General features: G+C 30.8%; 14 protein-coding genes and 2 pseudogenes. 6 read left to right on the top strand and 10 right to left on the bottom strand.

Features of this window, described 5'->3' with window-relative positions:
• Nucleotides 1-112: 112 nt before the first annotated feature.
• On the top strand, nucleotides 113-655 hold the full coding sequence (locus bhDAH_RS04350; protein WP_226285542.1) for a hypothetical protein: 543 nt from the start codon (nucleotides 113-115) through the stop codon (nucleotides 653-655).
• Nucleotides 656-1176: 521 nt separating this feature from the next.
• On the opposite strand, the gene bhDAH_RS04345 is transcribed toward bhDAH_RS04350, so the two are convergent.
• Together bhDAH_RS04345 and bhDAH_RS04340 are read right to left on the bottom strand one after the other, a co-directional pair.
• A complete protein-coding gene (locus bhDAH_RS04345; protein ID WP_043924368.1) occupies nucleotides 1177-2217 on the bottom strand; it encodes a glycoside hydrolase family 3 N-terminal domain-containing protein in 1041 nt (346 codons plus the stop codon).
• Nucleotides 2210-3664 (bottom strand): UTP--glucose-1-phosphate uridylyltransferase, encoded by a 1455-nt coding sequence (locus tag bhDAH_RS04340; RefSeq protein ID WP_012421786.1) that lies wholly within the window; start codon nucleotides 3662-3664, stop codon nucleotides 2210-2212. Before bhDAH_RS04340 ends, bhDAH_RS04345 begins: the two co-directional genes overlap by 8 nt.
• A gap of 146 nt (nucleotides 3665-3810) precedes the next feature.
• On the opposite strand from bhDAH_RS04340, the gene bhDAH_RS04335 reads away from it, so the two are divergent.
• Together bhDAH_RS04335 and bhDAH_RS04330 are read left to right on the top strand one after the other, a co-directional pair.
• The gene (locus bhDAH_RS04335; protein ID WP_012421787.1) at nucleotides 3811-5598 is read left to right on the top strand and encodes a phosphoglucomutase; all 1788 of its coding nucleotides are present in this window, start codon (nucleotides 3811-3813) and stop codon (nucleotides 5596-5598) included.
• 33 nt (nucleotides 5599-5631) lie between these two features.
• Nucleotides 5632-5744: pseudogene (locus tag bhDAH_RS04330) on the top strand (diadenylate cyclase CdaA); the annotation flags it as partial.
• Between the two features lie 87 nt (nucleotides 5745-5831).
• Here the strand turns inward: bhDAH_RS04330 and bhDAH_RS04325 are convergent.
• The 5 genes and pseudogenes from bhDAH_RS04325 to arcA all read right to left on the bottom strand — a co-directional run bounded on the left by bhDAH_RS04325 (nucleotide 5832) and on the right by arcA (nucleotide 12250).
• Nucleotides 5832-7337: pseudogene (locus tag bhDAH_RS04325) on the bottom strand (peptide ABC transporter substrate-binding protein).
• Nucleotides 7338-7590: 253 nt separating this feature from the next.
• The gene (gene arcC, locus bhDAH_RS04320) at nucleotides 7591-8523 is read right to left on the bottom strand and encodes a carbamate kinase (protein ID WP_012422591.1); all 933 of its coding nucleotides are present in this window, start codon (nucleotides 8521-8523) and stop codon (nucleotides 7591-7593) included.
• A gap of 14 nt (nucleotides 8524-8537) precedes the next feature.
• Entirely contained in the window at nucleotides 8538-9953 is a 1416-nt protein-coding gene (locus bhDAH_RS04315) for a YfcC family protein (protein ID WP_043924508.1), read from the bottom strand.
• 52 nt (nucleotides 9954-10005) lie between these two features.
• Nucleotides 10006-11001, bottom strand: coding sequence for an ornithine carbamoyltransferase (argF, locus tag bhDAH_RS04310; RefSeq protein WP_012422589.1), 996 nt, complete (start codon nucleotides 10999-11001; stop codon nucleotides 10006-10008).
• Nucleotides 11002-11020: 19 nt separating this feature from the next.
• Nucleotides 11021-12250 (bottom strand): arginine deiminase, encoded by a 1230-nt coding sequence (arcA, locus tag bhDAH_RS04305; RefSeq protein ID WP_043924507.1) that lies wholly within the window; start codon nucleotides 12248-12250, stop codon nucleotides 11021-11023.
• 187 nt (nucleotides 12251-12437) lie between these two features.
• On the opposite strand from arcA, the gene bhDAH_RS04300 reads away from it, so the two are divergent.
• On the top strand, nucleotides 12438-14003 hold the full coding sequence (locus bhDAH_RS04300; protein ID WP_012422587.1) for a hypothetical protein: 1566 nt from the start codon (nucleotides 12438-12440) through the stop codon (nucleotides 14001-14003).
• Between the two features lie 6 nt (nucleotides 14004-14009).
• The gene (locus tag bhDAH_RS04295) at nucleotides 14010-14600 is read left to right on the top strand and encodes a ribonuclease H family protein (RefSeq protein WP_012422586.1); all 591 of its coding nucleotides are present in this window, start codon (nucleotides 14010-14012) and stop codon (nucleotides 14598-14600) included.
• A gap of 320 nt (nucleotides 14601-14920) precedes the next feature.
• Here the strand turns inward: bhDAH_RS04295 and bhDAH_RS04290 are convergent, their stop codons facing one another.
• Genes bhDAH_RS04290 through uvrB form a run of 3 tightly spaced genes read right to left on the bottom strand, consistent with a single transcriptional unit; the run spans nucleotide 14921 to nucleotide 23147 of the window.
• Entirely contained in the window at nucleotides 14921-18361 is a 3441-nt protein-coding gene (locus bhDAH_RS04290; RefSeq protein ID WP_012422585.1) for an LPS-assembly protein LptD, read from the bottom strand.
• Nucleotides 18316-21156, bottom strand: a complete 2841-nt coding sequence (gene uvrA / locus bhDAH_RS04285) for an excinuclease ABC subunit UvrA (RefSeq protein ID WP_012422584.1) — start codon at nucleotides 21154-21156, stop codon at nucleotides 18316-18318. The genes bhDAH_RS04290 and uvrA overlap by 46 nt, the downstream gene beginning before the upstream one ends.
• A 26-nt stretch (nucleotides 21157-21182) precedes the next feature.
• Nucleotides 21183-23147 carry an excinuclease ABC subunit UvrB gene (gene uvrB, locus bhDAH_RS04280; protein WP_012422583.1) on the bottom strand — a complete coding sequence of 655 codons (1965 nt, stop codon included), beginning with the start codon at nucleotides 23145-23147 and terminating at the stop codon, nucleotides 21183-21185.
• A gap of 138 nt (nucleotides 23148-23285) precedes the next feature.
• On the opposite strand from uvrB, the gene bhDAH_RS04275 reads away from it, so the two are divergent.
• Nucleotides 23286-24995: a phospho-sugar mutase gene (locus tag bhDAH_RS04275; RefSeq protein ID WP_043924506.1), complete on the top strand. Its 1710-nt coding sequence runs from the start codon at nucleotides 23286-23288 to the stop codon at nucleotides 24993-24995.
• Nucleotides 24996-25014 lie beyond the last annotated feature (19 nt).

The following is a 25014-nucleotide window of genomic DNA, read 5'->3' as shown; positions in this document are numbered from 1 at the left end:
TAGTTTAGTTGCTAATAGTATAAAATTGATGAAAGATGAAAATACAAATACATAAAAAATACCCTTTTATTTCTTATTTGACAATAACATGTTACAATTTCTTATACACACAATGAAAAAATTAATACTTATACCACTACACTTATTAATAATACATACTCACGCCTGGGGGGAAAAATTCAATAATGGAAACCTTACAAATATAAAACCACTACAAATAGGTATTATTCAGCATAATTATATAAATTTAACTCCTTATAATCAACATTATAAATATTACGCTTTCATTGGAATAACCATGACTTACAATGAATGGATTGATTTTAATATCATTCCCATTCACTTTTATCCTCACAATCCAACTTTATTATCAAATGTCTATTTTACTTTATCTATCTCTCTTTACATATTGAAATATCAAATACACATACATTCTTTCATTATTAATATTCTAATAGGAACTCAATTGCCCATAGCTCTTAGAGCAGCCATTATTACTGGTCACAATATCTCTGCTTTCCTTTTCCCTGCTTTACCTTTTGCATCTATTAAACTTAATATTCCAATTACTAATCTATTCTCTATCTTCTCTACATTCTCTTCTTCTCTACGTGAGTATTTCTTAATTGATCTAGCTATTACATTCCCTATCTAGTTATCATTGTTCTTCCAGAACCATTTGTTCCTTCTATAACTTTTATAGGAGATCATAGGAATTGAAGAGACAAGCTAGCTATGAACAGTAATGTATAAATAAAGAGATATACCTGTTATAAGAGCTGAAAGAGTAATCAGGAAAGTACCAATTTCTCTAAACTTTACAAATTCAATATATGCATTAATGCTGAATCAAAGTCTTTATCAATCACTCCACTTAATAGCAATTATTACATCACCGAATCATGAGCTACTATTCAATCTTTTTGGCACTAATAAAACTAACAAAATTGCAAAAAGTATTATAGAAAGTTTTAAGATAGAAGATAATGCTTAAGAACTATTTATAATTATAGACAAGATCAATTTCAAAAAATAGTTATAATAATATGATACAGTAAAAAGTTAACTTATATAGATGATTTCAAAAAAAAGGAATCTGCTCTCACTTCTCCTGGCAATATAGACAATGGCTATTTCTTAATAAACATTATTTAAAAGAAAAACTCAATAAAAAATTCATTCCCTTGCATTAAATGCCCTAAAACCCTCTGGAATAAGCACAACATCAACACCTGAACTTAACGATTTTTTAGTTGCATGCTCTAAACTAAAATTATTTACAATTGCCCCCATATCATATGCATCTGTCATTATAATACTAAAAATATTCAGATTATGCCTTATAATATCCACAATATCTTTTGACATACTACCCACATCCCCAGAAATCTTAGGCACCAATACATGCCCAATCATAATAAATTTTGCTTCCTTCCCAAAAAGAAATGGTACAAAATTATTTACCATCAGAAAATTTTTACTATAAGGCAATAAGGCCAAATCTTTATGGGTATCTACTTTTGTGCCTCCAAGTCCAGGAAAGTGTTTAACCACAGCAAAAACACCTTCCCTTTGTATCCCATCAACAAATGCCTCCACCATAAGACCAATATTATAAGATGAATACCCAAAAGTTCTGCTACCTAAAGGACTATCGGGAGCAAATTTAGTATCTGCTACAGGTGCCATATTTAAATTAATGCCAAGGCGTCTAAGCTGTTTTCCAAGAATTTCCCCAATCTTATATGCAAGCTGAGCATCTCCGGTCCTACCAACAAATTCCATGGCAGGAAAATTATAAACACCCAATTTCTTATTCTCACTAGCTCTACTAACTAGTCCCCCTTCTTCATCAACAGCAATCAAAATGTCAGGGCCAAGATATTTCTTCACCCCCTCAATCAACTCTCTAGTTTGTCGAGCATCCTTGAAATTTTCCCTAAATAAAATAATTCCTAATGGATTTACCTTTTCTCTTATTTTATTAAGTTCATCTCTACTAAGTGCTTGCACAGCACTAGGATTGGTGACATTCCTAATGCCAATAAACAAACAACGTTCTCTCAAAATATTTTTAAAGTCAACTCTTCCTAAAAATTCATCAATATCTACGAGATCAAATTTATCATTTTCAAAATAATCATAATCTATTTCGGGGATGGCTCCTAGTAAAACCAAACTCGAAAATAAAAGTCCAAATAACACAAATCTAAACATCCCATTTACCTCTCCTAAATACCAAATCATATTTATTCTTCAACGCATTATTAAGAGCATTATTTAAATATTTAGCAATATCAAATAGATCATCTGCAAATTTATCATTCATGTAATTACTCATAATAAGCGTATCAACAAACAATTTTGCAGGCAGAAACCTATCTCCTCTATTAACCTCAAAAATCAATGGATTATCTACCATTCTTACAACTTCCCAGGTTATTTGCTCAATTGCAGTATATTTACCAAACTCTTTATCCTGTTCAATAATCCTTATAGGCATATCTGATATTATTCTACCTATATTTTCTATCAAATATTCTAAATTAAAAAGTCCTGTAGCACAATTAAACAAAATCTTATTCCCACTACATTCAGCTTTTAGTACAGTTTCTTTAGAAATAGCACTACCAATATCAACACATGTTAATGAATTGTCATCATCTAAGACTAAAACTCCTCCCTTTGTATCTAGTGGGGTTTTAACACTAAATTCAAAGCCAGCAGAACTGTTAGTTATAGCCATTATGGCAAGAGTCTTTAAGTTGACAGTAAAACCAATATTATCAACATTCCCAATATACACAAATCTTTTTCCGGAATTATAAAGTTTAAAATAAATATCTTTTAAAACTTTAAAATTTTGACCATGGCCAGCAGGTAACGCCAAAAGAGTTTCCTCTCCGCTATTGTCATAGGTAAAATACTCATATTGACCATCATTTAATTTCTTATAGCAATAAACCAACGGCTGAATAGCTGTAAAAATATCTGTCTTTTGCAAACCACAACAATTTAAATCTTCAATCAAATTATCATCAAAAATATTATCTAAAAAACTAGAAATTAATTCATAAGTCTTAAAACTTGTCATTTGAAAAATTGAAGGCTTAATACTCTTACCATAAAGTTCATAATATCTCTTAGAAAGCATTAAAAGGTGTCGGATTTTTAATGCTAAGAATGAAAATCCATAACTACCATCTTTGTTAACATATGCGGGTATTATTCCCTTTGGCAAATTCCCAAAAGACTCCTTAGCTTCAAATATTTTATTTGCATATAAAAGATATAATTCCTCATTAAAATCATTATTTTTAAGTATATCGAAATAACTAGTTGCAGAACCTCCATTCAAAATACCAAATGAAAGATAAGGATAAAGCAATAAACCTAGTCTTTCAAGCTCATCGCCAGTAAAAACATAAAAATCGCCTTCTGATGAAAATAAAAATTTTGTAAAATCATCAATATATTTTTTCAAATTATGCTCAACAAGTTCTTTCTTAAATTTTAATTTAACAGGATGATCAACAAGACTTAAAATACTGCTATGACTCTCATTGGGAAAATTTTTAAAAGACTTGCTTAAAACTTTAAGTTTATGCATATTAAGCATATCAAGCATTTTTTTAGAAAAAATTTTATCTATTACTTCGCACATACTAAAAACCCCATTTTAAGCATAAGGTAAACAATAGTAACATATTACAAGGATTATAATAAGTAATGCTTCTTATAATAGAATATGTTACTATAATTATGCTACTACAATAAAGGTAAATATTAAAACCTAATGAGGAGGAAAATATGCTAAAAAATTATATATTAAACATGACAAATCTAAGAAATGCTATTAATAAAATGATACTTTCTCCTTCTGGCTTTAGAAAAATATTTGCAAAATCAAAAGATGAAAATTCAACAGATCATGAAATAAATGATGACGATAAAATATTGATTGCTCTTATAACCCTTACAATATCAAATTATTTTAAAGATAAACCAAAAGAATACATCAATGTTGGATTAGACTCAAGATCAACTGGAAATATAATCTCAGAGATTGTAATTAAGACACTAATCTTAAACAATGACAATGTAAATTTTTTTGGAATACTTCCAATACCAGAAATATTAGCTTATACAAAAGAAAGTCAAAATTCAAAAGGTTTTATATACATTTCTGCCAGCCATAATCCTAAAGGATATAATGGTATCAAAACTGGATTAAATGATGGAGGTGTGCTCAACTCAAATGAAATAAAGAAAATAATATGCCAAATCAGATCCAACATTGAAAATGAAAATTTAATGAATAATTTAATAACAAACTTACAAAATTTCAATAATAATGCTCTACACTTAAAAACATATGAAGTAATTATCACTTCACAAGATAAACATAAAACACGCTCTTATAACTCATATAAGTCACTAATGCAGCAAATAATTTATCCAGACAAACATAATAAAGAAAATACTAACATACTAAAAGAAAATATCATAAAAGAACCCATAGGAATAATAGGTGAGATGAATGGTAGTTCTCGCATCAACTCAATTGATAAAGAAATGATTGAATCTTTAGGAATAAAATTGGAACTTCATAACACTGAAATTGGAATCTTTAAGCACGGAATGACTCCCGAAGGGTCATCTCTAAATATGTGTAAACAAATATTAGAACAAAAATTCAAGCAAGACAATTCTTTTCAATTAGGTTATGTCCCTGACTGTGATGGAGACAGGGGCAATTTGGTTGCAATTTTTAAAAAAGGACAAGCAACCATGATTGCACCACAAAAAATATTTGCACTCTCAGTACTCTCAGAGCTTAGTTATCTTTACCATTCAGGCATTAAAGACAATTTGGCTGTCGTTGTTAATGATGCAACCTCACTAAACATCGAAAAAATAGCCATGCTATTTAACACAAAAGTTTACAGAGTTGAAGTCGGTGAGGCCAACTTAACAGAAATGGCTGGCCTCTTACGGAATAAAGGATTAATAGTAAAAATTTTTGGAGAAGGATCAAATGGAGGAAATATTACATACCCCTCAAAAGTAAGAGACCCACTAGCAACACTCTTTAGTATCATAAAACTGCTTAAAATCAAAAATATTTATAAAATATGGTGTGCACTATCTAATAATTCATATAACGAACACTACACTATTAATGATATATTAAAGACAATAAATTTTTATAGCAATGTAGAAGTATCATCAGAAAAAGCCATGCTTAAAATAAATGTAGAAAATCAAGAAATACTTAAATCCAACTACGAAAAATTATTAAAAAAAGAGTTCAACAATAATACAGTCTTACACAAATTACCAATCCATAATTATGAAATTATCAATTATGAAGGTATCAATCAAAACATCTCTAGAACAGGTGACTCCTCAGGAGGTCTTAAAGTTTTATTTAAAAATAACAAACAGGAAATAATTGCAAGTTTATGGATGCGGGGCTCAAAAACAGAACCAATATTTAGAGTACTAAGTGAGGTCAAATCTGAACATAATGCCTTACTATATCCTCTCTTAGATTTTCACAAACATTTAATACACACTGCCAACTCACTAGCATAATATAAATTATGACGAAACTCAAACACAACCTATATTACCATAATTAGTTACTATTTTACTTATACACAATAAATTGGCTATTAAATTACATCGCAAACATACTGCCTATTGCAATGCTTATACTATTTAATCAAGAAATAAAAAAATAATTATAAGGCACGGGATCTCATTGCTAGTTTTTGTTATTTAATTCTTCTAAGATTATAGAAAACAAATCTTTCTGTAGCATTGGGTTACCATCCGGTCCATTTATCATTTCTAAATAGATAATTTCCTGCATATCTATATATTTGGAGCAATAGGGAAGTCTTTCTCTATGATTATTTCTTCGGCTTTTCTTAAAATATCTTGTCTCTTAATTGGATCTTGTTCAAGATCAGATTGAGCAATAAGATTATCATATACTTCATTAAAGTATTTATACGAACTAAAATGTGAAAACTCTTTTTGAAAAAAACTCAAAAAAGCTAATGAATCTGCATAATGTCCTCCCCAACTGGCTCTTGCAATCTCATACTTTCCGATTCCTTTACTTGCTAAGTAGGTTGTCCATTCTTCATTATTCAAGTTCCACATTAATATTTAAAACCTTTGGCCACTGATGTTGAATAAATTCACAGATTTTTTTATGGCTTTCGCTTGTATTGTATTTTAATTTAAGAGTAGGGAAACCCACACCACCAGGATAACCAGCTTCAGCTAGTAATTTTTTTGCCCTGTGGGGATCATGTTAAAAGTAGGACTGACTTTTCTTGTAGCAATGCTCCCATTGTCTACAACCTTACTTGTTAATGTTTTTCTGTCAATAGCAAGCGTTAAGGATTCTCTAACTTTAACATTATCTAACGGTTTAAGGGTAGTGTTAAATGTCAGGTAATAAAGAGCCATAAGAGGAAATGTATAATAATCGCTTCTAAATTTAATCTCCTTTATTGCTTCAGGTGGAATCGCTCCAGCTGTAAGCATATCAATTTCATCATTTTCATACATGCGATAAGAAGATGAACTATTATTTACTGTATAAAATACAGTAAATAATAGTTCATCTAGTTCAACCTGAACAGCATCATAGTACTTATCGTTTTACAAGTACTAGTTTATCATTTGACACTCTTTTATATAATTTAAACGCACCACTGACAACCATGTTTTCAGGACTTGTCCATACTTTTCAATAGTATGCACTGGGACTGGTCTAAATGATTGGCGTACTAGCATATCAAGGAAATAAGGTTTTGGATTACTCAAAGTTATCTCTAGCGTCTTGGTATCTATAACTCTAATACCAAGTTCGGTTTCGGATACCTTTACCCTCAAAGTAAGCATCCGCATTCTTTATTGTGGACTTAAGCATGCTAACAAAATGAGCAAACGTTTCTTTATCTAAGATTCTAAGGTAAGATTTCCTAATTCCCTCAGCTGTAATACTAACACCATCGCTCCAAACCAGCCCTTCCGTTAAGTGAAATGTGTACACAAGTCCATCTGCAGATATGTCCCAAGATTTAGCTAATCCTGCCTTATATCCCCCAGTTTGTGCATCAACATCCATTATGCCACTAAACATCTGAACAATGATATTAAATCCGAGCACATCTTCGGCAAATTGAGGATCTATTGATTTAGGTTCTGCACCCCAAGCAGATTTTAAATGACATAAGTTCTTTACGACTCTCCTTACTGCATGATAAAACCATAATAAAAAATATAATAAATATGTGTTTCCCATATACCAACATAGAAAAAACTTTAATCATATAACTTAAAATACTATCTTTCTTCATTTGAAACCCCATTTAACACTTAACAAAACATGATAGCATTAACAAATAAGCACAATCATAAAGAAATAATACAAATATACTTTTACATCTACTATTAGTAGGTATTTTCCTTTTGCCTCTATTAAATTCAATATCCCAATTACTAATCTAGTCTATCTTCTCTACGTAAGTACAAGTACTTCTCAATTGATCTAGCTATTATAATTCCCTATCCAGTTATCATTGTTCCTTCCATCCCATTGACTCCTTTAATAACTTTACCCAGCGATGTAATAATTGCCTCCCTACCTTCTCCGGACTTTACAAATTCAATACTTGCCTCTATTTTAGGCAACATAGATCCTGCTGCAAAATGTCCTTCTCCTATATATCTCTCTAAATCAACAATACCTACCTTCTCAAGTAAAATTTCATCTCTCCTTCCAAAATTTAACGCTACCCGATCAACAGCAGTAATTATCAATAACTTATCTGCCCCTATATCTTGTCCTAATCTAGATGATGCAAAATCCTTATCAATGACTCCACTTACTCCTTTAATAACTCCTTTCTCATCTCTTATAACAGGTATACCTCCTCCTCCACACGCAATAACTATACATCCTCTGTTCATTAACTCACTTATCTCTTTAATTTCTATAATCTCGATTGGCCTTGGTGATGCTACCACTCGCCTATATCCTCTCCCACTATCCTCTTTTAAAGTATACCCCTTATTCTCAAGCTCCTCTGCCCTTACCTTATCATAAAATGGTCCAATAGGTTTGCTAGGTTTTCTAAAACACTCATCTTCCTTATCTACCAAAACTTGCGTCAGCACTACTGCTACTCCCCGTCTAATTCCTCGCTTATACATCTCATTTCTAAGTGCTTGCTCAATATAATACCCTATCATCCCTTGACTCATACCAACACATACATCAAGCGGTGCTAATGGTGTCTCTTGGCACATCTCATTCTCTAGCAAAATCCTACCTACTTGCGGGCCATTACCATGAGTGATAATTACTTCATAACCATACTCTATCAGATCTACTATCTCACACACACTACCCTCTATCTTTATTAACTGCTCACAAAATGCACCTTCCCCACCTTCTAACGCATTCCCCCCAAGACTGACTACAATTCTTTTACTCATACATATCTCCTAAATTATAAATACACATTTGCCATTATCACTAAAATACATATTACACACTCAATCACAAATATTGGCATTACAAATTTAAACCAACTACCATAACTGATCCTTGCTATACCCAATACAGCCATTATAACTCCACTGGTTGGGGTCAATAAATTAACTAGACCTGATGCTGTTTGCATACCTAATACAACTGACGACCTTGGCATATCTAAAAAGTCAGCCAATGGTGCCATCATTGACATAGTTAAACTTGCATGTCCTGATGATGAGGGCACAACAACCCCTATACACATCTGTACAAGCTCGTTTAATATTACGAACATACCTTTAGGTACGCCATACAAAAATTCTGATGCTGCATTTAACATCGTCCCTGTAATCATTCCCTCATCAGCTACTATCATCACACCCCGAGCCATACCTATAATAAGCGCTGCTGTCATCATATCTTTAGCTCCCTCTACAAATGTTTCCCACATCTGTAACTCACTCATCTTACATATAAACGCTGACAACATTGCTGTACCAAGATATAACATAGTCATCTCTTGCATCCACCAACCAAGCTCCAAAATACTATATATTAAAAATACAAGCATTACTCCATATAACAGCAACACTATCTTTCGCCTATTCGTAAATTCCGGCATACTATCGCCCTTATCTCCCATCCTACCTTTAACAAATACATTATAATGTTCTTCCCTTTGCCCATACACTATAGATCTCTTAGGATCATCCTTAACCCTAATCGCATATATCAATACATACACTATAGCTACAAACATAGAAACTATATATAAAATAAGACGAAAATAAAAACCTTCCTTTATTTCAATGCCAGCTATCGCTGCTGCTATCCCCGTAGAAAATGGATTAATAGTAGATGCCATAGTTCCCACACCAGCACCCAATCCAATAATTGCAACAGCCACAACACTATCATATCCTAAGGCTATTACTAGTGGAATCATAATAAGATAAAATGGAAGTGTCTCTTCATACATACCTGTTGTAGTTCCTCCTATGGAGAAAATAAACATCATTAATGGTATCAAAAGTTTATCCTTATTTCCCATTTTCTTAATTGCTGCAGCTATCCCTGCATCAACCGCACCGGTTCCTAAAATTACACCATAAGCTCCACCAACAATTAAAACAAATACAATAACCTCAACAGCATGCTCCATCCCTTTAGCCATTGCTGTTAAAACAGTAAAAATACCATCTAAAAACCCCCGAGAAGGTCTTTCTACTACATGATAAGTTCCAGCCACAACAACTTCTCGTAAATTCCCATTAACTTCTCTCATCTCTTTAGAAAATTCACCAGCAGGAATTACATAAGTCAATATGGTCATAAACACTACTAAAGAAAATATTATTGTAAAACTACTTGGCATTTTATTCTTCTTAACCATCATATCTCTCCTAGTCCATCCTTCATTTTCTCAATCTAAAATTTATAACTAATTATCCCAAAGTCCCAACCATTACAGCCTTAATAGTGTGCAATCTATTCTCAGCCTCATCAAATACAACAGATCGATCACTTTCAAAAACATCATGTGTAACCTCAACACCTTCAAGCCCATACTTATCAAATATTTCCTTACCAAGCGCCGTATTTAAATCATGAAAAGCCGGTAAACAATGCATAAATATTGCATCCTCCTTTGCCAATTTCATAAGTTTACTATTAACTTGATATGGTCTTAACAGTTTGATTCTTTCATCCCAATTAGTCTCACCCATGGATACCCAAACATCAGTATAAATCACATCAGCATCCCTAACTGTTTCCTCAATAGAACTAGAAATAGTAATACTGCCTCCACTCTTATCAGCTATCGCTCTTGCCTTGGTTACCAATTCTGGGTCTGGGAAAAGTTCTCTTGGAGCAAATATTCTAAAATCCATGCCCATAATAGCACATCCTTCCATTAAAGAATTAGCAACATTATTTCTACCATCTCCACAAAATACCATCTTCAAATTTGCCAAACATCCCTTATGCTCTTCAATAGTCATAAAATCAGCAAGTACTTGTGTTGGATGAGCAACATCTGTTAATCCATTATAAACAGGAACATTAGAATACTTAGCCAAATCCTCAACTGCTTCTTGAGAAAATCCTCTAAATTCAATAGCATCATACATTCTTCCTAATACCCTTGCAGTATCAGCTATTGATTCCTTCTTACCTATCTGATTACCCGTTGGTCCCAAATAAGTAACATGAGCTCCTTGATCATAAGCAGCAACCTCAAACGAACATCTTGTTCTTGTTGAATCCTTCTCAAAAATTATAACTATATTTTTTCCCTTAAGTTTTTGTTCTTCGATTCCTGAATACTTAGCTTTTTTTAAGCTATAAGACAAATCAAGTAAATATCTAATATCCTTTTGGGTAAAATCTAAAAGCCTTAAAAAACTTTTGTTTCGTAAATCGTCTTGTAAATTATACATAAATATATCCTCCGTTAAACTAAATATCTTCCCTTATTAAAGGCATGGACATACATCTTGGCCCTCCTCTTCCTCGTGAAAGCTCACTAGAAGGCATTCTATAAACTTTAATTCCAAATTCTTCAAGTAATTTATTAGTTACATGATTTCTAGAATAAACTATTACTTCTCCAGGCGCTATTGCTAAAGTGTTAGCACCATCATTCCACTGTTCTCTCGCGCCGTGAATCAAATCCCCTCCAGCACATCTTATTATACTAATCTTACATCCAAGGTAGAAGCCTAAAATATCCTCCAGTTTAGCTTTTTCGCTTTTAACTTTAATACTCCCAGAAGCCAAATCATAAGTTAAAGCATAAATTGTAAATTTCATATCGTCACTGGTAAAACTTGTAAAAGTAGTATGATCTATTTGAGTAAAAACCGTATCTAGATGCATATAAGCCCTACTTTGTGGAATTTGAAAAGCTAAAATAGTACCAAAAGATGTTTTTTGTTCAAAAAGTTTGCGAGCTATTTTTTCAACAGATTCGGCCTCAGTTCTCTCAGAAACACCAATTGCTAAAACATCCCGACTTAAAACTAATTCATCTCCACCTTCCAGCGTAGTATCTTCATCTCTAGTATACCATATGGGAACATTGTCTTTGTAAATAGGATGATATTTAAAAATATATTCTGCAAATATTGTTTCCCTACGTCTAGTCTTAGTTTGCATCCTATTTATTGTTACACCATTACCCACACTCGCAAAAGGATCCCTTGTAAAGAGTATATTGGGCATAGGATCAACAATTAAAGGATATTCACTATTTACTAAATAGTTTAGAGAATCAGATTTATAATTTTTAAGATCATCCCTTGTAACCCCAGCTATCATCTTTGAAATCATGTCCTTAATAGACATATTATAAAAATAATCTTTCAAAGCTTTAGTCTTATTTTCGGTCCTAATCCCTGCTTCAAGAATAAATTGAGATATAAATTTTTCTTTAACACTATCGCATTTAGCAATAGTTTCACTAATTAAATCCTCAATATAAACAACCTCAACTCCATTACTTCTTAAAATATCTGCAAAAGCATCGTGTTCTTGTATTGCCACCTCAAGATAAGGAATATCATCGAACAACAACCTTTTCATTATTGACGGGGTCAGATTTTCCAATTCTTCCCCTGGCCTATGTAGCAACACTTTTTTTAAACGACCTATTTCTGAAAATACATTTATTGGTTTTAAATACTGCATAACAAACACCCCCTTTTTTTTATAAAAAAGTTTAAAAAATTTCAAATTTAGTTTCAAATTTAGTTAAATTCTAATTTAATTCATATTCAATTAATATACTAAAACTTAAATGACAAAAAATCAACATAATTAAAACCTATAAAAACAAACGAACATAAGAGCATTATAAGTATGATAAAATATTGACATGCAACATCTTGCACATATATTTAATCTAATAGGCTTCTACCTAATATGTTCCTGCTCTTTATTTGGTAAGAGCGATCACAAAAGTAACGGTTCCAATACTATTTTTTTAACCCATCATTATCCACCCAATCATGCCCTCGTAACCAATATGACATATATCAAATATCACATACCCTCACATCTAATAAACACAATATTAGAACACACAGGATCTCCCCATTTATTAAAAACACTAGCAATAGATTTAAAAATAAGCCCTCAAAAAATAGAAGAAATAAAAAACTATCTATTAGCTTATCAAAATCATCTAAACGATTTACAAGAATGGCACAAATTTCTTGAACAAAGCAATGTAAATGGATATTTAATCATTAAAGTTGATACAAGTTTTAGAAAAAAATCTGATAAAATTCAACCAAATTCGGTTAATAAAAGTTTTACAGAGTTATCAGAATCACAAATGCATTTAGAAAAAGAAATCTTAGCATCATTAGAACAAATATTTTATGAAAAAAATATGGGATATATACCTTTTGAAAACACTAATTCTTTTTTCCCCCAAGAAAGCATAACCAATCATGCTATCAATAAAGATATAATAAACGGAATAGAATACATATCTCCTCACATAATAGCAAATCAATTATTAAAAATTAAAAATAAACAATACTTCAAAAAATTCATGCTTCATCTACAAATTGAAAATAACAAAATAACAGAAATACTACAAAAACAAACAATTGCTGATGAATACAATGATTTATATTATTCAAAAAATAACTACAGCTTAATTCCCAATATCATAGATCCAGAAACAGGAATAGAAATAACACCGCAAAAACTAAGATCCATCTTATCACATGGAGACATACTATTAATAAAACCAAAAATAGATTGGATTGACTTTTTCTATTTTTGGCAACACACAGGAATATTTGATGCTGAAAAATATGACAATACAAAAAAAATTGTATTTAAAGGAGAAGACAGTTTCGATATAAAATCAGTCATCACAAGTAATCAAATCAAATTTGACACAGCATCTGTTCAAGGCTCAGGCTATGAAAAACTCACAACTTATGTACAATCAAGAATACTAAAAATATTCTCACCCATAACAGATAAAAGAACCATTCAAAAAGCAATAAATTTTGCCAGAAACAGATATGTTGACAATAATTTCGGGTATATAGTGCCTCTGTTATCATCTAACATGTGGAGTGATTCAATTAATCTTGAAGAGATTCACCATAAAACTTACTGTTCATTAGTAGTTGATCGGGCATACAGAATAGCTGGTCTTGATGTCTCAAGAAACTATGAAGTATCCGGCGTAGTGACTCCTGGAGAGATAAACGCAGCTGCTTACGATTTTTATATGTCATATACAATATCAGGAATATTTCCCAGCATGTTACCAAAAAGAGTTATTAAACCAACTCTTAGAGAAAAATTTATCGGGTATAATAGAGAAATAAAAGATTCAATAGAAATAAAAAGCTCAAACGAAAAAAGATTTGGCAGACCTTGCAATATAATTAATGCGTGGTGCTTAGGGAGTTAATTCAACATGAAAAAATACTATGCATGCATACTAAACAATAAAAATGAAAAATTTATCTTTACATCTTGGGAAGAATGCAAAAATAAAATCATAGGACAAAACAATAAAATAAAAAGCTTTAAAACAAGAGAAGAAGCAAAAAATTGGCTCTCAAGAAATGGAAAGGCGGATATCTACCCAACGGGAATATACTTCGACTCTGGAACTGGAAGGGGCAAAGGAGTAGAAATTAGAGTTGTTAATGAAAAGGGAATATCTATACTAAACAAGATAATAGACCAAAGTCTAATTAATGATTACAATAATTACTATGTCAAAGACTTTGACGGAATTAGCAACAATTATGGCGAACTTTTGGGATTATATATTGCACTCAAAATAGCATTACAAGAAGACACAAAAAGCATATTTGGAGATAGCAAACTCGTAATTGATTATTGGTCCAAAGGATTTTACAATAAAAAATTAAACAAAAATACTATTAAATTAATTCAAGATGTGACCAAATTAAGACATGTTTTTGAAGAAAAAGGAGGACAAATATCATTGATATCAGGAGACAATAATATTGCTGATCTTGGCTTCCATAAAAGGTGAAATGACACTTCTTTAAAACAAAACATATTATGCATAAATAGCCATAAGCTTTTGTACTACAAAATCTTACAAATGAATACAAAATAAGCTTTAAGATAATAAAATTCCATACTCAATACATTGTAGACAATATTAAGGCAACAGACGAATACATTTGTATTAAATACACAAATATCAGTAACGAAATCATCAAAATAAACTGACAACACATTGACATCTTGATATCAAGAATCCCAAAAATGTAACAAAGTTTAAATCCATCAAGATAACTTCTTCTAATATACATTTAGCCAGTACCATTAAATCTAGAAAATTTTTTATTATTTCTCAGATTTACGGTTAACTAAAAGTTCATACTTAGTACTTGCATTACTTTCAAATGATGACTTAATAGGTTCGAAGAAATTCCAAGAAATAAAAATTGAAAAATTATTTCTCCAAATAGAAGAATACCTACCACTATTATCCTTTAAAATATCTGGACTTAAACTATACTCTCCGACAAATTTCCAATCATAAAAATTAAATTTAAAGCTCGTACTAATTTTCTTAATTTTAAATAATGAGTCCTTTCTATCCTGAATATTAAAGAAATTAAATGATTTAAACAGATCCGCGAAAAAATTAACCGTTTCAAGATCAAGCTGCTCCATGTATCCTCCAAAGTATCTAAAAGTTTTTGTATTAATAGAACGAGTTGAAAAGTTCAATTCAAAAAATTTAGTATATCTAACTTTAAAAGTAAATTCAGCCCAAAGTTCATTATCGACAAATTTTTGTAAATTCATTCTCCACCCAGAATCCATTCCTAGTCCAATTGAAAATTTTTCATCAGAAAATTTAAATTCATATAAATCTTTTTTATACTGAGCACTTAAAGAATACGGAATAAGCTTAGTTGTAGATCCTACCTTCGCAAAATCGCCAATCAGCTTATCATAGTTATACTCAAAATCATTTTTCATCGCAAATTCAAATTTAAAGTCATAAGCATTAACCTTAAACGAAAGTTCAGACACCCTATTAATTAAAGGGTCATAAGCTGCTAGAAAGACAAATTTTAAATAATCTAAATATCTAGGCTCTATCTTATAATACAAAGCAGGATTCATCTCCAGATTTTTATAAGGAGACATAGGTTTTAAAGGTTCTAAATTAATAGCTGTCTTTTTAAAAAAAGACTTCTGCTCTTCTTCCTTAAATTTTTTATCATATTTAATTCCAACACCTACTTCTTGTAATAAATAAGGAAATTCCACTGCAAACTTAAGCTCAGAAGAAGCATATATACTCTCAAAAGTACTCCTCAGTATACTTGAAAGACTAGTAGTAAAAAATCTATAGTCATAAATCAAGCCGAAATTAACTTCTTGATAAAAAGTTTCAGGACTTTTCCAAAAAACGGTATTACTCTTGCCATTTAACATTTTAGAATCTCTATCATACTTTTTGTCAAATGAATAAAGAGTAATTTTATTCTCAAACTTAATACTACTCCGAGAAAAAGCAGGATACATCATGAAAGGCAACAAATCTAAATTAATTTTATTAATAACTGAATACTCGCTCTTCTTGTCTTTATCGACTAGATTATAATCTTTGTCTAAAGGATTATATTCAACAGTATTAAGATACAAAACATCTTCAAAAGTAATAAGTCGATTATAAAAATCAGCATGCAAGTTTAAATTCATTTTATTTTTAATATCAAACAAATAAGTCTTGACATCATATTTAAACTCTTGAGGAGACTTAAATTTAAAATCATCAAAAAATATACTATTTTTAAAATAAGGATTAATGCCAAATCTTACATAAAAAGAATCTGGCCTATTAAGATCATTAAAGACAATTGGCTTAGGGGATAAATATAAATCTTTAGTCAAATCTTTTTGTTCTTCAAGTTTTTTGGTATTACTTTTGCCTTTGCCATCCTCAACATCATCCTCAACATTTTTGATCTTAGGCACCATAATTATTTCTTTATCCTTAGAATCAGAAAACGAAGTCCAACTGTTATTATAAAGATCTCTTTTAAAATTTAAATCGATATAAGGCAGGTAAATTCTCTCCAAATAAAACCATTTCCTAGTTGGATCCTGAATACTTTTGGGAGTTTTACCAAAAATATTATCATAATTTGCCAATTTAAAAGTAAATCCAAGATTATTTAATCTATAATCAACAAGAAAATTATTATCAAAAGTCCGATTATAAAAAGAAGATAAATTCCAATCAAATGTCTTTATCATCTTTTCTGTTTCTGATAACTCCTTTTGGGGACTCAAAACGGAAAAAAATGTAGCACTCTCTAATCTATCTTTAAAGTCAATAATCACATAAGGATCTGAATAATGCTCAAAAACCACTGAAAAAAGTGCATCACTGATTGAAAATTCAGACTTGTATGTAAACAAATATCTAAAGGGAACCTCAAATCCAAATATGTCACCCTTATTTATATTATCAAAACTAAAAAGAGAGTAATTGATACTATTATTCTTAAAAGGGCGGTAGACACCAGAGAGATGTTTATATAAAGTCCTTGTCAAACCTATGCCAAAACTACCTTTAAAAGTTTTAAAAAAATCTAAAGTACTACCTACATCAAAATCAATGCCTGAATAAAATCCCAAATTAGAATAAATATCAAAGATCAATTTAACATAGTCTTTATTAACCCTAGAGACAACATCTTCTGCAAAGAAATAAGTTAAATAACCATTTCTAATATAAGATTTCTTATCCGCATTATATATTGAATGAAAGTCAAAATCTAAAAAAGAAACCTTATCAATATCAACAGACTTTTTTCCAAGTAAATAAACAGTATTAAAAAGAGTAAGACCTTTCCTTGAAGAATATCCCAAAGACGGATTAAAAAATAAACTATCACCTGGTTTAAAAAAGAATGGAATATAAAATATAGGAACTCTTCCTATATAAAACACAGCATTTAGAATACCAAAATCCCCAGATGGCAAAATCCATATCTTAGAAGCTCTAATAGAATAATAAGGTTCTGGAATTTTACTACTTGTAATAAAAGCTTTTTCTAATATATTTGCATCATTATCCAATCTTCTTAAAACTTTTCCCCCAAATGAAACAATATGATCAACTAAATTTCTATGCATTTTCTTTTGAACAATTCCATTTTTGAGAATAAAATTCTGAGAATCGAAATCAATAAATAATTCACTGCCATAAAAATATAACTTTTCACTGGCACTTAAATCAAACTTATAATCGACATTCCCACTAGAAAAAAGCTTCTTAGTCTTTTTATTAAAAATAATTTTATCACCCTTAATGTTATGCTTTTTATTATCTTTAATATCTTCAATAACAAGACTAACCCTACCTTTAAATATGATAGTTTCATCCCCAGTAATCTCATAAGTAAAATTTTCAAGATTATCCGTACTCTCAATAATTATTTTATATCTGCCTACATCTTTGACATCTTTTGAAAAAAGATCAGGAGATATACCAAATTTTTCCAAAAGTAATGCCTTTATCCTAGAGACATCTTTCTCTTGAATACCTTCTTTTAGCGCCCATTTTTGCAAATCTTCATCACTAGAAAGCTCAAGTTCTTTTAAATTAGCTTTTTGCATTAAAGTTAAAGTTTTCTTAGCGTCAAGATTTTTCTTATCATTAACATCTTGAGCAAATAAAATCAAGTAATTAAAAATACTTACTAAAAATAATATTACAAAAGAGTTTTTAAAAACATTCCCGTATAGGAACTCTTGCATTTTGAAACCTCTTCAGGAGTTCCAGATACAACAATATTTCCTCCAGATACTCCACCCTCAGGACCTAAGTCTATTATATAATCCGCCTGTTTAATCACATCTAAATTATGTTCTATAAGAACTACGGTATTTCCATTTTGAACAAGCAATTGCAATACCTCTAACAATTTTCTTATATCATCAAAATGCAAACCTGTTGTTGGTTCATCAATAATATAAAAAGTCTTTCCTGTACTCCTCTTACCAAGCTCAAAAGCCAATTTGATCCGCTGAGCCTCTCCTCCTGAAAGGGTTGTCGATGCTTGACCTAATTTAATATATTCAAGTCCCACTTCTTTTAAAATGTTTAAATAATGATTAACTCTTGGAATATTTTCAAAAAAATCTTTAGCTTCAATAACACTCATTTCCAAAACATCATAAATATTTTTCCCCTTATACCTAATCTCCAAGGTTTCTTCATTAAATTTTTTACCCTTACACAAATCACAAGGAACAAAAACATCGGGCAAAAAATGCATCTGAATATTTAAATACCCATCACCCTGACACTTTTCACAACGCCCACCCTTAACATTAAAAGAAAATCTACCGGCCTTAAATCCCCTTGCTCTAGACTCTGGAAGCTTTGCAAATAGTTCTCTAATCTCTGTAAAAAATCCAACATAAGTTGCAGGATTTGATCTTGGGGTCTTGCCTATTGGTTTTTGGTTTATCTGAATAACCTTATCAATTTGATCATACCCAATGATATCCTCAAAGCCATCAAAATAACTTGTATTGGATTTTAACCTACTATCAAGAGCAGGATATAATACCTCATTAAGAAGGGTACTCTTTCCACTACCAGAAACTCCCGTTATTACAGTAAAAACTCCCAAAGGAATGCGCACATTAATATTCTTTAAATTATTTTTATTAGCATTCAAGAGTACAATTTCAGCTTTTCCTGCCTTACGTCTTGTTTTTGGAACTTCTATTTTAAGTTGACCGCTTAAATACTTACCAGTCAAACTATTCTCATTACTTAAAATATCAGATAAGGTTCCCTTAGCAACTATCTCTCCACCATAAATCCCAGCTCCAGGCCCAACATCGATAATATAGTCAGCGGTGCGTAAAGTTTGCTCATCATGCTCCACAACAATTACCGTATTGCCAAGTTCTTTCAAATTAACAAGTGTACTTATTAATTTCTCATTATCTCTTTGGTGCAATCCAATACTAGGCTCATCAAGTACATAAAGAACCCCAGCAAGAGCTGAACCTATTTGAGTAGCAAGTCTAATTCGTTGAGCCTCTCCTCCTGAAAGGGTTCCAGACATTCTATCTAAATATAAATAAGAAAGTCCAACATCAATTAAAAATTTCAGCCTGCTCTTAATTTCTTTTAAAATTTCTTTAGAAATTTTTGTCCTAAGCTCATCAAGTTCAATCTTCTCAAAAAACGAATAAGAATCTATAACAGAAAGATTACTAAGTTCTTGAATATCTTTGCCGCCCAATTTAACAGATAAAGCTCCAAGGCTTAACCGCTTACCTTTGCAAGAATTACAAATTCTGCGAGACATTAAACCCTCATAAAAGAATCTAGCACTCTCAGATTCAGTTGCAAGATAACGCCTCTTTAAAAGAGGAATAAGGCCCTCAAATTCTTTAGCATAATAAAAACCACCATCTATATCTTTACTACCCATTTCCTTAGGCTTATAGATAAAATCTATCTTTTCATTAGCGCCATATAAAATCTTTCTAAGAATATCTTCAGGAATATCTTCTATAGGAGTATCTAAACTGAAACCATAATGCTTAGCAAGTCCCTTAAAAATAGCTAAAGCCCAAGATGAACTGGGTTTAAAGGTAATAAATGCATCATCATTAAAAGAAAGCTTCAAATTAGGACAAATTTTTTCAAAATCAAAGTCAAGTGTAACACCAAGGCCAGAACATTCATTACAAGCTCCAAATGGACTATTAAATGAAAAAAGCCTCGGTTCTATTGCAGGAAGAGAAAACCCACACAAAGGACAACTATTATGCTCTGTAAAGATTTTATCTATTTTTTCAAAATCATTTTCAATCTCCACACGTAAATACCCATTAGAAACCGATAAAGCAGTCTCAATAGATTCTGAAAGCCTAATTCTTACATCACTACTCAATTTTATTCGGTCTACTATAATTTCAATATTATGTTTCTTATTTTTATCTAAACTCAAATTAACAGCATCTTCTATCAAATAATCTTGAAAGTCCACTCTTACTCTATTAAACCCTTGATTTAATATCCTTTCAAGCTCTTTTTTATGAGTACCCTTAGCACCCCTAACAATAGGAGCAAATAATACAACCTTAGATCCCTCAGCATAGCTTAAAACAGTATTAATCATATTATCTAAAGATTGCTCCTCAATCAAACTTCCATCTTTTGGACAATATGGCTTACCAATTTTTGCAAATAACAATCTATAATAATCATAAATTTCAGTAATTGTACCAACAGTTGACCTTGGATTACTGCTTATTGTCCTCTGTTCAATTGAAATAGCAGGAGAGAGTCCTCCTATATATTCAACGTTGGGTTTCTTCATTATTCCCAAAAATTGTCTTGCATAAGACGACACAGATTCCATATATCTTCTCTGACCTTCTGCAAAAATTGTATCAAAAGCCAAAGACGACTTACCAGAACCACTCTTCCCAGATATCACTACCAAACTATTTCTTGGAATATCAACATTAATATTTTTTAAATTATGCTCCTTGGCACCCCTGACAGTAATTTTTTCCTTCAAAAATATAAACTCCTTTCAAAAAAATATCATCCCTTTACAAGTTCTTTTATTTTATCTCGTAAAAAGATAGCATCCTCAAATCTCTCATCACTAACTGCTTCTTCAAGTTTAAACTTAAGCTTAATGATAAGATCCTTTTTAGATAATTTGTCATCGGAAATAATTCTTTTAATGTTATAATCAACAGTTTCATTTTTTAATTCTTTTTCTAAAATATTTTGTACTTTTTTAATAATAGTTTTTGGAACAATATTATTTTTTTTATTGTATTCAATCTGAATATCCCGTCTTCTATTGGTTTCCTCAATAGCTTCTTGCATTGCAGAACTTACTTGATCATAGTACATTATAACACACCCATTTGAGTTTCTAGCAGCTCTACCAATCATTTGAATCAGCGAAGCGGTCGATCTTAAAAATCCTACCTTGTCAGCATCTAGTATAATAACAAGAGAAACCTCAGGGATATCTAAACCTTCCCTTAACAAATTAATTCCCACAATAACATCGATTTCTGATCTTCTAAGAGATGTAATAATATCTACTCTCTCAATAGCATTAAACTCTGCATGCAAATATCTAGCCTTTATATCAAGAGTAAGTAAATAATCTGTTAAATCCTCAGCCATTTTTTTAGTCAGAGTTGTAATTAAAACCTTTTCATTTAAAGCTATTCTTTTTTGAACTTCATTATAAAGATCTTCCATCTGCCCGTCTGAAACTCTAATAATAATTTCTGGATCAACAAGACCTGTTGGACGTATTATCTGCTCAACAATAACACTGCTCTTTTCACGCTCTTCAAGACCAGGAGTTGCTGAAACAAAAACAGCCTGATTCATTAAAGCTTCAAACTCATGATATTTAAGGGGTCTATTCTCAAGTGCTGATGGAAGTCTAAATCCAAAATTTACAAGATTTAATTTTCTTGAATAATCGCCATTATACATTCCTCTAAACTGAGGCAAAGTAACATGAGATTCATCAATAAAGAGCAAATAATCCTTAGGAAAAAAATCAAAAAGACAATAGGGTCTATTCATTTCACTATCACCAAAGTATTTAGAATAATTCTCTATACCCTGACAAGACCCAGTTTCTCTTAACATTTCAATATCATATTCCACTCTTTGCCTAAGTCTCTCAGCCTCAACAAGCTTACCACTTTCCTTAAAATAAAGATATTGCATTTCTAAATCCGCCTGTATTTTAGGAAGAGCATTCAATATGTTTTCATAAGGAATAACAAAATAAGACTTAGCAAAAAGAGTAAATTCATCAGTAATTCCTAAAATCTTTTTTGTAAGTGGACTAATTCTGTTTATCCTAATAATATTATCAAAATCCAAATAAATTCTATATGCAAAATCACCATGCTCATTACTAGGCCATATCTCAATGAGATCACCTTTAATAGAAAACTTATCATGTTCAAGATTCATAAGAGTTCTCTCATACTGAAGCTTAACAAAAATATCTGCTATCTCCTTAATAGAAATCTTTTGCCCTACAAAAAAAGCATAAGCAGCACTCTTAAAAAATTCTGGGGAACCTAGTGCATAAATTGAAGAAACTGTAGCAACAACAATAACATCTCGTCTTCTAGAAAGAGATGTAACTGTCCTTATCCTCTTTATTTCAATATCCTCATTAATAGTGGCTTCCTTTTCTATATATAAATCTTTTGATGGGACATAAGATTCAGGCTGATAATAATCATAATAAGAAACGAAATACTCAACTGCATTATCTGGAAAAAAGTCCTTAAATTCCCTATAAAGTTGTGCGGCCAAAGTTTTATTATGACTAATTATCAAAGAAGGTCGCTCTAAATCTCTAATAATATTAGCTATTGTAAAAGTTTTACCACTACCTGTAACACCCTTTAAAGTCTGATATTTATTATCAAGTAGAATAGATTCCTTAATTTCTCTTATTGCTTTTGGTTGATCACCAGCAGGAGAATAATCAGACTTTAAACAAAATCGCATGAAAACCTCAAATAAAAAGATTATAGATCAAAAGATAACAACTAATTCCATATATTCTATACTTATATATTATACTCATATATCATTATTTTATAATTTAATTATAAATTCTTGAATAAGAAAATAAAGGAAAATAGCATGGAAAATAACAAACTTAAAAAAAAATTAGAAAAATATATTCAACTTGAAAAAAACAAATACTTTAAAGATGAAGCAATAAGATTACTCAATGAAAATAATGAGGGAAAAATATACAATAGATTTTATAAAGAGCTAGAATTTGGAACTGCTGGAATGAGAGGCATTATTGGAGCTGGAACATATTATATCAACACCTATAATATTGCAAAAGCAAGTCAAGGAATTGCTAATTATATCCTTGAAATAACACAAAATCCTAAAGTTGCAATAAGTTATGATTCAAGATACTTCTCAAAAGAATTTGCATATAACGCTGCTGAAATTTTTGCATCAAATGGCCTTAAAGTTTACATATACAAACATCTAAGGTCAACACCCCAATTATCATATACAGTTAGAAAATTAGATTGCGATCTTGGAATAATGATAACAGCAAGTCATAATGCAAAAGAATACAATGGATATAAAGTGTATTGGAAAGGGGGAGCTCAGGTAATACCCCCTCATGACACACGAATAATATCGGAAATTAAAAAAGTATCTAAAATTAAAAATACACTTACAAAGGAAGAAGGCATAAATACGCAAGCAATAACTGAAATTAATGATGAGCTTGATATGATGTACATAGAAAAAGTAAATGAAGAATTCCCTAATTTTAACAAAAAAAGCAAAAACATAAACTTAAGAGTAGCATATACTCCTTTGCATGGGACAGGCGGAACAATGATAAAGAATTTATTTAAAGGCAGTCAAGTAGAACTTCTAACTGAACCAAGTCAAATAAACCCTGATCCAGAATTTCCTACAGTTAACTATCCTAATCCCGAAGAACATGTAGCCATGTCCAGAGTAATAGAACTTGCAAAAAGAAAAAATTGTGATATTGCATTTGCAACCGACCCAGATGCTGATAGAATGGGCATAGCTTTCAATGAAGGTAAAGAATGGAAAATTCTAAATGGTAACCAAATTGCATGCATTTTAATGCATTACTTATTATCTATAGAAGAAAATCCCAACAATGTATTTACAATAGCTTCTTTCGTTACAACGCCAATGTTAGATAAGATATCACAAAAATATAACTCAACATTATTTAGAACATATACGGGATTTAAATGGATAGGACACTTAATAGATGAGATGAAAACAAAAGAACCAAACAAAAAATTTATTTTTGGATGTGAAGAAAGTCATGGATACCTAATCGGAACTGGAACTAGAGATAAAGATGCATTTTCAGCCATTAAAGGATTTTGCGACTTAATGTTTACACTAAAAAAGAACCAAATAACAATAGGAACATATCTTCAAGAAATGTACAAAGAACTTGGATATTACGAAGACTTTATAATTAATAAAAGTTTTCAAGAAAGTAATGGTGACTTTTTAAAAGAAGACTTAATATCAAAATTTAGAAATGAAGTTAAGAAAAAATTTGCAGGAATTAATATAATCAAAAAGTTAGACTACAAAACATTAAAAGAAACCGATATAAATGGAAATGTACATAAAATAAAGGAATACAAACATACTACAAATGCAATAAAATTTTTATTAGAAAACGGAATAGAAATAACCATTAGACCATCTGGAACAGAGTCAAAAATTAAATTTTATGTATCCATATATTCAAGATACGAAAAAAAAAATAATATTTTTGATATAATGAATAATATAAAGATGGAGATAGAAAAGTATTAATATAGCAGAAAACTTAATA

This window comes from Borrelia hermsii DAH (assembly GCF_023035675.1).
GTDB lineage: Bacteria > Spirochaetota > Spirochaetia > Borreliales > Borreliaceae > Borrelia > Borrelia hermsii.
Note: the sequence above shows the minus strand (reverse complement) of the source record. Positions and strands in the feature narration are given on the sequence as shown.